The organism is Streptomyces sp. NBC_01255, assembly GCF_036226445.1.
GTDB lineage: Bacteria > Actinomycetota > Actinomycetes > Streptomycetales > Streptomycetaceae > Streptomyces.
Map to the genome: position 1 here is coordinate 8235525 of NZ_CP108474.1, position 12779 is coordinate 8248303.

The 12779-nt window shown below is 69.0% G+C and carries 6 protein-coding genes; all 6 read left to right on the top strand.

Annotation, left to right across the window (positions count from 1 at the left end; genetic code table 11):
• Nucleotides 1–21 precede the first annotated feature (21 nt).
• Nucleotides 22–2970, top strand: coding sequence for a DEAD/DEAH box helicase (locus OG357_RS37195; protein WP_329625304.1), 2949 nt, complete (start codon nucleotides 22–24; stop codon nucleotides 2968–2970).
• Nucleotides 2970–7016, top strand: a complete 4047-nt coding sequence (locus tag OG357_RS37200; protein WP_329625305.1) for an Eco57I restriction-modification methylase domain-containing protein — start codon at nucleotides 2970–2972, stop codon at nucleotides 7014–7016. The genes OG357_RS37195 and OG357_RS37200 overlap by 1 nt, the downstream gene beginning before the upstream one ends.
• A gap of 72 nt (nucleotides 7017–7088) precedes the next feature.
• Entirely contained in the window at nucleotides 7089–8330 is a 1242-nt protein-coding gene (locus tag OG357_RS37205; RefSeq protein WP_329625306.1) for a hypothetical protein, read from the top strand.
• Nucleotides 8331–8588: 258 nt separating this feature from the next.
• Entirely contained in the window at nucleotides 8589–9329 is a 741-nt protein-coding gene (locus OG357_RS37210; protein WP_329625307.1) for a DUF4352 domain-containing protein, read from the top strand.
• 108 nt (nucleotides 9330–9437) lie between these two features.
• Nucleotides 9438–11639: a competence protein CoiA family protein gene (locus OG357_RS37215; RefSeq protein ID WP_329625308.1), complete on the top strand. Its 2202-nt coding sequence runs from the start codon at nucleotides 9438–9440 to the stop codon at nucleotides 11637–11639.
• A 664-nt stretch (nucleotides 11640–12303) separates the two neighbouring features.
• Nucleotides 12304–12684, top strand: a complete 381-nt coding sequence (locus OG357_RS37220) for an ATP-binding protein (protein WP_329625820.1) — start codon at nucleotides 12304–12306, stop codon at nucleotides 12682–12684.
• Nucleotides 12685–12779: the final 95 nt, after the last annotated feature.

Consider the following 12779-nt stretch of genomic DNA (forward strand, 5'->3'; position numbering starts at 1 on the left):
CACGAGGACTCGACCACCGACATGGCACTCACATACACCGCCGGATCCCTGGTGACCGCCCGCGGCCGCGAATGGGTGGTGCTCCCCGAGAGCGCCCACGACATGCTCGTCCTGCGCCCCCTCGGCGGATCCGACGACGACATCGCCGCCGTCTTCCCCGCCTTCGAGAACGTCAAGGGCGCCGAGTTCACCGCCCCCGAGCCCTCCGACCTCGGCGACCAGCGCGCCGCCGGCCTGCTGCGCACGGCCCTGCGCATCGGATTCCGCTCCGGCGCGGGCCCCTTCCGCTCCCTCGCCGGCATCGCCGTCGAACCCCGTGCCTACCAGCTCGTGCCGCTCCTGATGGCGCTGCGCCAGCAGACCGTACGCCTGCTCATCTCCGACGACGTCGGCATCGGCAAGACCATCGAGGCCGGCCTCGTCGCGTCCGAGCTGCTCGCCCAGGGCGAGGCCACCGGCCTCGCCGTGCTCTGCGCGCCCGCGCTCGCCGAGCAGTGGCAGGCCGAGCTGCGCGGAAAGTTCGGCATCGACGCCGAACTCGTCCTCGCCTCCACCGTGTCCAGGCTGGAGCGCGGCCTGGACCTCGGACAGTCCCTGTTCGACAAGTATCCGCACGTCATCGTGTCGACGGACTTCATCAAGTCCACCCGCCACCGCGACGACTTCGTCCGTCACTGCCCCGACCTTGTCATCGTCGACGAGGCCCACACCTGCGTCGCCGCCGACGACACCTCGGCCGGCGCCCAGAACCAGCTGCGCTACGAACTCCTCAAGCGCGTCGCCGCCGACACCGAGCGCCACCTGCTTCTGGTCACCGCCACCCCGCACTCCGGCAAGGAGTCCGCGTTCCGTAACCTCCTCGGCTTGGTCAAGCCCGAGCTGGCCCGCGTCGACCTGGACAGCGAGTCCGGCCGAACCCTGCTTGCCCGGCACTTCGTCGCCCGCAAGCGCGCCGACGTCCGCCAGTACCTCACCAAGGAAGACGGGCTGAGTGACGACAGCCTGGCCGAGAAGACTGCGTTCCCCTCCGACCGGTACTTCAAGGACGAGACGTACAAGCTCGCCCCCGCGTACCGCGCCCTGCTCGACGACGCCATCGCCTACGCGAGCGAACGCGTCGAGGCCGCCGGCAGCCAGGGCAACCGGGAGGCCCGCATCGCCTGGTGGTCCGCGATCGCCCTCCTGCGTTCGCTGGTCTCCTCGCCGCGCGCCGCCGCCCAGACCCTCCGTACCCGCTCCGCCGCCGCGGTCGCCGCCTCCGCCGAGGAAGCCGACCGCCTGGGCGCCCCGCTGACCAGCGACTCCGCCGACAGCGACACCCTGGAAGGCATGGACGTCGCCCCCGGCGCCGAGACCGAGGAGGAGAACGCGGGCAGCCGCCTCGCCGAGCTCGCCGTCCGCGCCGCAGCGCTGGAGGGCCCCGAGCAGGACCTCAAACTGAAGGCGCTCGTCAAACACCTCAAGGCCCTGCTCGCCGACGGCCACAACCCGATCGTCTTCTGTCGTTACATCCCCACCGCCGAATACCTCGCCGCTCAGCTGGGCAACGACCCGGAGACGAAGAAGCGCGGCCCGCTCGGCGCGAAGACCGTCGTCAAGGCTGTCACGGGCACCCTCTCCCCGCAGCAGCGCATCGAACGCATCGAGGAGCTGGCGGTGGAGGCCGGCGACGACGCCGCCGCCCGCCGTGTCCTGATCGCCACCGACTGCCTCTCCGAGGGCGTCAACCTGCAGCACCACTTCGACGCCGTCGTCCACTACGACCTGGCCTGGAACCCGACCCGCCACGACCAGCGCGAGGGCCGCGTCGACCGCTACGGCCAGAAGCGGGACCAGGTCCGCGTCATCACCCTGTACGGCGACGACAACGGCATCGACGGCAAGGTCCTCGAAGTCCTCATCAAGAAGCACCGCCAGATCAAGAAGGACCTCGGCATCTCCGTCTCCGTTCCGGACGAGATGTCCACGGGTGTCACTGACGCGATCGTGGAGTGGCTGCTCCTCCGGGGCCGCGAGGGCGAGCAGCAGGCCCTCTTCGGCTCCGATGCCTTCCAGCAGAGCTTCGGCGACCTGGAGCAGGACTGGAACTCCGCGGCCGAACGCGAGAAGAAGTCCCGCTCTCGCTTCGCCCAGCGCTCCATCCACCCGGAGGAGGTTGCCCGCGAGGTCGCCTCGGTGCGCGAGGCATTGGGCAGCGCCGGCGAGATCGAGACGTTCGTACGCGAATCCCTGGGCGCGCTCGGGGGAGTACTGCGCGAGACGGGCGACCTGTCCGCAGGGGACTTCACGGCCCAGGTCGGCGGCACGCCCGCCGGCCTGCGCGACGCGCTCGCCCCCGCCGTCGGCCCGGAGATCATCGAGAAGGACCGCCCGATCCCCTTCCGCCACGACCCGGCGGTGGCACGCGGCGAGGCCGCCCTCGTCCGCACGGACCCGGTGGTCGGCGCGCTCGCCGGACACGTCCTGAACGCCGCCCTCGACAAGGAGGCCGAGGGAGTCCGCCCGGCCCGCCGCTGCGGCGTCGTCACCACGGACGCCGTCGCCACCCGTACGACCCTGCTCCTCGTCCGCTACCGCTTCCACCTCACCCTGCCCTCGCGAACCGGCGAAAGGCAGCTCGTGGCCGAGGACGCCCGGCTGCTCGCCTTCCGGGGTGCACCGAAGAACGCCGAGTGGCTCACCCAGGAGGAGGCGGTCGCGCTTCTCGACGCGACCGCCACGGAGAACACCCCCGCAGACTTCGGCGAGCGGACCATGACCCGCATCCTCGGCCAACTGGACGCGGTGACCGACCGCCTGGAGTCCTACGGCGAAGAGCTCGCCACCGAACTGGACGACTCCCACCGCCGGGTCCGCAAGGCCGCCGACGAGATCGTCCGAGGCCTCCGCGTCACCGCCCAGAAGCCCGCCGACATCCTCGGCGCCTACGTCTACCTGCCCGCAGCCGCTTCCGGAGAGGCCGTCGCCTGATGTCCGCCACCACCCGCAACCAGGTCTTCTCCGCCGTCCAGACGGTCGGCGCGCTGCTCCCGGCCGACATGCTGGTCCGGATCTCCGAGGGCAAGGACGTCCCCGGCTCCAAGCCCGCCGACTACGGTCTGCCGACCTCCCGCTCCGTACGGGACGAGGCCGAGCGCAGCTGGGAGTACCTCAAGCCCCTCTGGCGCGACCTCCGCAAGCGCCTCCCTGAAGACACCGGGACGGGCGCCCCGGCCGCCGACCCGACGGGCCTCGCGACCAGCGACTGGCTGGCCCCGCTCTGGCGCGAGCTCGGCTTCGGCCCGCTGACGGCGATGGGCCCGGCGGGCATCGTCGCCGACTCCGACGCGGACAAGTCCTTCCCGGTCTCTCACCGTTGGCGCCACGCCCTCATCCACCAGACCGCCTGGAACGCCGGCCTCGACAAGCGCGTCGCCGGCCAGGTCCCGCCCCAGTCCATGCTCCAGGAGTGCCTCAACCGGACCGAGGCCCACCTGTGGGGCGTCCTCACGAACGGCCGCCAGATCCGGCTGCTGCGCGACTCCAGCGCGCTGGCGACCGCGTCGTACGTCGAGTTCGACCTCGAGGCGATCTTCGACGGCGAACTGTTCAGCGAGTTCGTCCTGCTGTACCGGCTGCTGCACGTCTCCCGCTTCGACGTGGCGGACGGCGCGGCACCGTCCGGCTGCTGGCTGGAAAAGTGGCGTACGGAAGCCATCGCCTCGGGCACACGGGCCCTGGACCAGCTCCGCAAAGGCGTCCAGGCTGCCATCACCACCCTGGGCACCGGCTTCCTCCGCCACCCGGCCAACAAGGCCCTGCGCGAGGACACGGACGTCAAGGCCCTGCACGGAGCCCTTCTCCGCCTGGTCTACCGCCTGCTCTTCGTCTTCGTGGCGGAGGACCGCGACGCGCTGCACGGCCTGGAGGCGAGTGAACAGGCACGCGAGCGGTACGCGGCGTACTTTTCCTCGGAGCGGTTGCGCAAGCACGCCCGCCGCCGCCGGGGCACGGCCCACGGCGACCTCTACCAGGCCCTGCGGATCGTCCTCGACGCCCTCGGCGACGAGAACGGCCGCCCGGAACTGGGCCTGCCGGGCCTCGGCGGCATCTTCGACGCCTCGGACGTGGACGCCCCGCTGGACGGCCTGTCCCTGTCGAACGAGTACCTCCTCACGGCCGTACGCCACCTCTCCCAGGTCCGGGACACGGGCTCGCGCCGCTGGCGCACCGTCGACTACCGGCACCTGGACGCCGAGGAACTGGGCTCGATCTACGAGTCCCTGCTCGAACTCGTCCCGCAGCACAGTGCGGTGGACCGCACCTTCGAACTGGTGGAACTGGCCGGCAACACGCGGAAGACGACGGGCTCGTACTACACTCCGTCCTCGCTCATCGACTGCCTGCTCGACTCGGCCCTCGACCCGGTGATAGACGATGCGGTCAAGCGCGGCGAGCAGGCGGCGACGTCGGCGGGCGAGCCGGACCCGTCGAACGCGATCGTCCGCGAGCTCCTCGGCCTGACGGTCTGCGACCCGGCCTGCGGCTCGGGCCACTTCCTGGTGGCGGCGGCGCGACGCATCGCGAAGCGGGTGGCGGCGGTACGGGAACGCAACCCGGAGCCGACGCTCGAGGCCGTCCGCCATGCGCTGCACGAGGTCGTGGCCCGCTGCATCTACGGCGTGGACCTCAACCCGATGGCGGTGGAACTGGCGAAGGTGTCGCTGTGGCTGGAGGCCCTGGAACCGGGCAAGCCGTTGGGCTTCCTTAACGCGCACGTGAAGCACGGCAACGCGCTGATCGGGGCGACGCCGAGTCTGCTGCGGGGTGGGATCCCGGACGAGGCGTTCATCGCGACGGAGGGTGACGACAAGAAGCACGCCAAGTCCCTGGAGAAGCTCAACGCCGAGGAGCGGAAGGGCCAGTTCACCCTCTTCGACATGGAGGACGAGGGTGTGAAGGTTGCCAACACCACCTTCGCGTCCGGCATGCGTCGCATCACCCACGCTCCCTCTGACGACCTGAGGGACGTACGTGGCCAGGCGGCGGCCTACGAACAGTGGGAGAAGTCCTCCGACTACGTCAACGCCCTCCACCTGGCCGACGCCTGGTGCGCGGCCTTCATGTGGCTCAAGACATCGGAGGCTCCGAGGGCGGTGACGCACGGTGTGTTCCGCGCCCTGGAGGACCCGAGCGCGTCGAGCGCGTCGAAGGCGACCCACGACGAGATCCTGCGGCTGCGGGAGCAGTACCACTTCTTCCACTGGCACCTGGAGTTCCCGGAGGTGTTCGCGGTCCCGGAGTCGGGGAAGGGGATCAGCGAGGCGACGGGCTGGGCTGGCGGTTTCGACTGTGTCCTTGGCAACCCGCCGTGGGACAGCGTGGAGCTGAAGGAACAGGAGTTCTTCGCGCAGCGCGCCCCAGAGATTGCCGCGATCTCGAACGCGAGCGCCCGCAAGAAGCAGATCGCCAAGCTCCAGGAAGACCCGGAATCGCTGGAACTGTACAAGGAGTACGCGGAGGCGAAGCGAGCCGTCTACGCGGAGAGCCACTTCCTGCGCAGGTCGAAGCGGGTACCCCTGACGGGGCAGGGGAACCTGAACCTGTACGCGGTGTTTGCGGAGACGGACCGGATCCTGACGGGGGAGCGGGGACGAGCCGGCGTCATCGTGCCGACAGGCATCGCGACGGATGCCAGGACGCAGTACTTCTTCAAGGACCTGGTGGAGAACGGTTCGATCGCGGCGCTGTACGATTTCGAGAATCGTAACGCCCTGTTCCCTGACGTGGACTCCCGAATGAAGTTCAGCATTCTGTCCATCATGGGCCGGGGACTACGTGAGCTTGTAGCGCGATTCGCCTTCTTCCTCCACGACCCGGCAGAGCTGGACGACGTGGATAAGGCGTTCACCCTCACCCCGGAAGAGATTGCCCTCCTCAACCCGAACACGGGCACGTGTCCGGTCTTCCGTACCCGTCGAGATGCGGAGATCACCCTGGGCATCTATCGCAGGGTGCCCGTTCTTCTGAAGGAGGGAGATTTGAATGGGAACCCGTGGAGTGTTTCGTTTTCTCAGGGGCTGTTCAATATGGGGCACGACTCTGCCCTTTTCAATTCCCGGGCAGAATTGGAAGCGGGGGGTTGGCGCCTGAAGGGCAACGTTTTCGTCAGGGGAGACAACAGGATGTTGCCTCTATATGAGGCGAAGATGACGGACTTCTTCAATCACCGCGCCGCTGACGTGGTCAAGAGTGCGACTGCGGTTAAGCGTCAGAATCAGCCGCACCCCCTGACTCTCGCGGAGTGGGAAGATGCTAACCGGTGGGCGCTTCCGGACAACTGGGTAGAGGAAGCTGATGTTCGCTCTAGGTTGGCTGACAAGGCGTGGAGTCGCCGTTGGCACATTGGGTGGCGGGATGTGACTAGTTCGACCAATGAGCGCACGATGGTGACGTCGGTCATTCCTGACGTCGGCGTAGGTCACAAGTTCCTACTTGCTATGTCGAAGGCTCCGGAACTCCTTGTGTCTGTGTGGTCGTCGTTCGCCTTCGACTATGTCGCACGACAGGGTATCGGCGGCAACTCGATGAGCTTCTTCATCGTCAAGCAAGTGCCCGTCCCAGGCCCTGATGAGCTTTCCGCGCACCGCAGTTGGGTCGTACCGCGAGTTCTCGAGCTCTCCTATACGGCGACCGACATGGACGGATTCTCGGCTGACCTCGGCGATGATGGGGGCGCCTTCGTCTGGGACGAAGACCGCCGCACCGTCATCCGTGCCGAGCTCGACGCCCTCTTCTTCCACCTTTACGGGATCAACCGCGACGACGTCGACTACATCCTCGACACCTTCCCCATCGTCAAGCGCAAGGACGAGGCCAAGTACGGCACGTACCGCACGAAGGACCTCATCCTCGCCGAGTACGACCGCATGGCGGCGGCCGGCGTAAGCCTCACCACCCCCCTCGTGGACGGCGAGAACTACACCTCCACGCTCACCCCACCCCCGGGACACGGCCCCCGCCACCCGGCAGCCTGACACTCACCACGCCTACGCGGCCCGGACCGGAGGGGAGCCACGGTCCGGGCCGCGACCCGAAAGGGGTCGACCATGGATGACGAGATCCAGCTGTTCAGAGACAGCGATGGCCTGGCGGTCATCGGAGACCCGGCGGCAGTCGAACGCTTCCTCGTCTCGGAAGGACTGCCGTCGAAGGGCCCCGGAACGCGACGATTCGGAACCGCCCTCGGCAGCGTGGCCGGATTCGCGCAGACGGGTTCCGACATTGCCGCCGGCTCGGGTCGCTGGGTGAAGCTGACCAAGGAGTCCGCGCAGCGCATCGACAAGATCGGGCTGAGGAAGAGCGCCAAGACAGGGCTCGAAACAGGAGTGCTGAAGGGACCCAAGGGCCAGATCAAGGGGTTCGTCGAGTTCGCGAAGGGGGCCGGACCGTTTAAGGGCAACCCGGCACAGATGGCCAACATCGCGGCGGTCATGGCACAGCTGGCGATGCAGCAGATCGGGGACGAGATCACCGAATACCTCGCCTCGATCGACGAGAAGGTCGACGACGTGCTCCGCGCCCAGCAGGACCAGGCGCTGGCGCGGATGATCGGGGTGGACTTCGTGCTCAAGGAGGCCATCACGGTCCGGGAGCAGGTGGGCCGAGTCTCCGAGGTCACGTGGTCGAAGGTGCAGAACACCTCCACGACGATCGCCGATACCCAGGCGTACGCGCTGCGTCAGCTCGACGCGCTCGCGGAGAAGACGGAGCGCAAGAGCAAGATCGGTGAACTGGCCAAGGCGTCCAAGGAGATCGAGTCCAAGGCGCGGGAGTGGCTCGCCGTTCTGGCGCACTGCTTCCAGCTCCAGGACGCCTTCGCCGTACTCGAACTCGACCGGGTACGGGAAACGGATCCGCACGGGTTGGACTCGCACCACCTCGGACTTCGGGCTGCCCGGAAGAACCGGATGGATCTCATCTCGGAGAGCACCGAGCGCCTCGTGGCCCGGCTGCACACGGCCGCCGGCACGGCCAACGCGAAGGTGCTGCTGCACCCGACCACGTCCCGCGAGGTGGTGCACGCGCGCAACCACGTCGAGGTCGCCGTCGTCGACTTCCACGGTCGGCTCGGGATCGAGCGCGATCAGGAGTCGTTGGAGGCACGGCGCTGGAAGCAAGCGGCCGTGGAGGTGAGGGACAGGGCGCTGGAGAAGGGCGCGGAGAACGTCGACGCCGCCCGGCGCCTCGGCACCGAGACCCTCGGCCGGGCCAGGTCGGCGACGGGCAAGCTCTCCAGCGGGATCGCCGAGCGAGCGCGCCGTCGGAGCGGGGACGACGCGGAAGCTTGAGAGAGCGGCGATGGTCAGCCAGTTGGAGTCCGTTGAGACTGGACCAGCGAGCCTCTCGGGCTCGATCTACCGCGAAGGGCTTCATGTGAGCCGATCTGGCCTTGTCAGCGGCCACTTCTCTGAGATCCATGCGGTGATGGTGGGCCGGGCGCTGTCGGCAACCAGCGGACTGAGGCCCCACCCGCACCCTCGATTGCGTTGAGCCCCGAAACAGCCCTGCCCGCCCCGAACGGGCCCGCACCCCAGGAGCCTTCTGCCATGATCCCGCCCAAGCCCACCGACGAGCCCACGCTTCTCGCCGCTCCCGTTCCCGCGCCCGCCAGACCCCGGCTGACCCGTCGCGCCGTCGTCCTGGCGGCTGTCTGGACACTGCTCGTCGCCGGTGTGTCTTCCGGAATCACCGCCGCCGTTGTCGGAGGCGGCAGCGGCGACAACGAGGGCGCTGCCGCGCCGACGGCCAGTCCGTCGATATGGCAGGACCCCAGAACCTACCCCGCTGATCCCCCGCAAGAGCCGGAGGCGGTCCCCAGCCCATCGCCCACCGCTGCGAGCTTCTCCATGGGGGAGAAGGCGAAGAGCGGCGGTGCGACGGTCGTCGTCAAGAAGGTCAGTGAGGCCGCGATTGTGACCCTCGACGACTACGACTCGGACAAGATCCTCAAGGCCGGTAGGGGAGCGAAGTTCGCGATCGTGGAGACGACCGTCTACAACGACGGCACCGAGTCGTTCGACCCCGTGTGCGGTGGCGGGATCTCGCAGGGTCTCATCGACTCCGAGGGGCGGAAGTTCGACGTCATCGAAGAGGTGTTCCTGGTCAAGGCCAACCACAAGGCCGAAGCCTGCGGCGAGGAGTTGCAGCCCGGGTTCAAGCGTGACGCCGTCTTCGTCTACAAGTTCCCCGCCGACGCGAGCCCGGCCGAGTGGTCGTTCTCCGGCTCCAGGGGCATGACCGAGGGCGACCTGGCCGTCGTGAATCTCAGCGGCACCACGTCGAGTTGACGGGCCATCCGTCCGGCCGATCATCCTGTGCGCGGCGGTAGCCCGCCCGCACCGACCCTGAACATCCCGCACCATCCGCCGCCGCCGCTGACCGCCCGGAGCCGTGCCATGACGCCGTACGCCGACGAGGAAGACACCCGCAAGGTCCAGACCGCCGTCATCGGCCGGGCCGGATCCGACATGCCCGTCTTCCTCCCCTTCGAACCCGACGAGTTCGACACCTTCATGCGGGGCCGTTCTCGCGAGGACTTCTACTGTGGGACCCTCCTCGGTGGCTGCGGAAAGAAGTTGACGGCCAGGCGGTACACGCAGAAGAAGTGCCACTTCGCGCACCGCCCACCCGTCCACTGCCGACGTACCGCGAACGGCGAGTCCAGCGCCGACCACCTCTACATCGGCAAGGCGATCCTGGACTGGCTGGGTCGCCAATGCGGCCACCCGACGGCGACCGTCACCTACCCGGACCTGGGCGACGGTCCCGGCGGTGCCATCGAAGTCCGGTTCGGCAAGGGGCGGCTCATCCGGGTCCAGATGGGACGGTTGTCCCTCCGTGCGTGGCAGGCCGACGGCGACCGGCTTGCCCGACAGCACCCGCGCGGCGCCCACTGGGCGTACGGACCCGACAGCGGCCTCGCCCACAACGAGATCGAGGCGACCGGCCACGCCATCCGCTTCTCCTGCCGCACCGAGGGCGGCACCCGGAAGGTGTACGTCGGTACTCAGCTCCCCGGCCACGCCGTCGAGTGGGCGACACTCCCCGAGTGCCGGCTGACGGAGGACGGCATTGTCACGCCCACCCTCGTCGCCAGGAAGTCCGTGCCTGCACCCGAGGGGCCCGCCCCGGTGGCCTTCCCCCTTCAGGGCGGAGCCATCGCCTTCACTGGCGCGGTCGAGATCCCGGCTCGCCAGGCCGACGGCACTCGCCTCTACGAGGCTGACGTTCAGCCCGAAGGCTCAGCCGTGACCCGCGCCCGGATCGCCCTTCCTCGCCAGGCCCCCGTCCCGTCGGCCCACCTGATCCATACACTCGGCGGCCTCGCCCACCTGGTCCCGCTGGCGGACGCCCACTGGCTCATACGCGCCGAGGCCGCGACCCCGCTCCCGCACGGGACGGACCCCCGCTGGCCGGACCTCCGCCCGCCCGCCCCGCCGAGGCCGCTGATGGGCGAAGGAGAAATGGTCGCCCTCTTCCGTAAGAAGCTGGAGCAGGTTCACCGCTTGCGTGGGCGTATCGACTGGGAGACATTGATCGGTCGCGCGGACGCGACACCCGGCGACTTCACCCCGGCGGACCGTGTCCGCATCCTGGCCGCGGTCGACTCGCCGCACACTCCCGGGACCCCCCTGCTCTCCGCCGTGGTGCAGCTGAACCGGGAGACCCCGGGCCCCGCCCCCTTCTTCTCGGACATCCTCGCCCGCCTCGGCCTGGGCGCGGACCTCACCGACGCCAGGGTTTACCACGCCTGGCGGAAGGCAATTCAGCACCGGGACCAGATCCCGGAAGCTCCGGGTCCGCCCGCCGTAGGCAATGAACGGCAGCTGCATGAGCGAAAGTTGGTGAGCGCCCTCCGCCGAGAGCTGATGCTCGTGGCCAAGGCTGGTGGCCGGATCAAATGGAGCATGCTCCTGCAGCGGCAGGGCGTCGCCACGACGTCGGTGTCGTTCGATGCCCAGGTCCGCATGCTCGCCGCCGTGGACGGGTCGTACGAGCCAAATGGTCCGTTGTTGTCAGCGCTGGTGAAGGCGAAAGGTACGAACGGCCCCGCCCCGTCCTTCGAGAAGGTACTGACCGAGTTGGGGTGGCGGCCGGACAGGAAGACACCCACGGTGACAGCCGCCTGGCGCATCGGGCGGGACCGTGCCTACGAGGCGGCCGGTCGTTCCCCAGACCACATCGCAGAGCGGAGCAGGGCCGCGCGGGTGCCCGACGGCATGGGCGTGATCAGCAGGAGGGCCGTGCGACCTGTACGGCAGGCTCTTGTCGATGCCGCGCGCCGTCAGGTCTGCGTCGGCTGGCACACGCTTGCCGCAGCGGCTGGAACTGAGCCGGGAGAACTCTCCGCCGAGATGCGGAGGGCCATCCTGACGGCTGTCGACAGGCAACCCCACATCCCCGGAGTGCTCCTGTCAGCCCTGGTCATCGGCCCCGGCCACACGCCTGTCCCGTACTTCGACGACATCCTCCGTGCCCTGGGCCGACCCTATGGTCTGCGCCCCATCGAACTGGGCCTGGTACGGAAGACCGAGCAAGCCCGCGCATTCGCCGCATACGCGCCCGCGAAGTCCACTGACCCCAAGGGAAGACCATGAGAACCACCCGCCGTCGCCTCGCAATCGGCATAGCTGCCACCCTCGCCGTCGTCACGCTCTCGGGCGCGGCCGGTGCAGTGGCCGGCGCATACGTCGTCGCGACCGGCCCCGCAGGCGCCCAGGGCCCGGCCGGGCCCATTGGGGCTGAGGGCCCGCGAGGGGCACAGGGCGGACAAGGCCCGCAGGGAGAGCGCGGGGAGCAGGGGGAGCGGGGCGAGGAAGGTGCGCAAGGGCCTGCGGCCCTTCCCGTCGTCGCCGAGTTCCCTGACGACGAGTCCGGTCCTGATCTGTCCGGAGCCCTGGTCATCGCGGACGGTAGGTGTCCCTTGGGAACGTGGTACTCGGAGACCGTCTATGTCGGGCGGAGCTCCGTCCTGGGCTCTCCAGGTGAACTCGACACACGCTCGATGATGCTCTGCAAAATCTCCTGAGCGCAATCCCCCCACACCACCACAACCGAAACGCTGAGCGAGTCCCCCCCCCCTTGATCGACAGCACCACCCCTCTCCACGACACCACCCCCTCCGCGATACGCGCCGAGCGTCGGCGGGTCGTCGAGTCCGTCCAGGCGCACTGACGGCCGCTCTTGAAGCGGCGACTGTTCGAGGTCTCGGACCGGCAACGGCTGAACCGTGAGGCCAGGGAGCGCGACTGAAGCCAGCTCATCTCGTCCACTCGGCGCGGCGCGCGTCTCGCCCGGCTCCTGGCGGTGGCGCAACTCCACTCCTGGGATGTCTCGCAGGACGTCACGGAACGTGGGGAACAGATCGTCGCGGAGCTCGCCGCGAACGCCGTACTCCACGGAGGGCTTCCAGGGCGCGACTTCCGGTTCGCTCTCGCGCTCGACACGGTGGTCGGCGGGCTCCGCATCGAGGTCACCGACGCGCGGGGCGACCGGCTGCCAGTCGTGACATCGCCGGGCGAAGGCGACGGCGGCAGGGGGCTGCCGCTGGTGGCCGCCCTCGCCGACCACTGGGGAGTCGTCCCTTACCCACCCGGCGGCAAGACCGTGTGGGCATCCCTCGCCCTGCCGCCCGCCGCGTGAGGATTCTGACCGGAACTCCGCCGCAGCGGCCGTACACCTCGCCGACCTGCGGTCCGCGTGGCCCGGGGGGAAGCTGGAGGCGGGGGAGCGCTCGG

Coding starts and splice junctions, on each gene's coding strand:
- OG357_RS37195 (WP_329625304.1), top strand. CDS start 22: ATGGCACTCACATACACCGCCGGATCCCTGGTGACCGCCCGCGGCCGC.
- OG357_RS37200 (WP_329625305.1), top strand. CDS start 2,970: ATGTCCGCCACCACCCGCAACCAGGTCTTCTCCGCCGTCCAGACGGTC.
- OG357_RS37210 (WP_329625307.1), top strand. CDS start 8,589: ATGATCCCGCCCAAGCCCACCGACGAGCCCACGCTTCTCGCCGCTCCC.
- OG357_RS37215 (WP_329625308.1), top strand. CDS start 9,438: ATGACGCCGTACGCCGACGAGGAAGACACCCGCAAGGTCCAGACCGCC.
- OG357_RS37205 (WP_329625306.1), top strand. CDS start 7,089: ATGGATGACGAGATCCAGCTGTTCAGAGACAGCGATGGCCTGGCGGTC.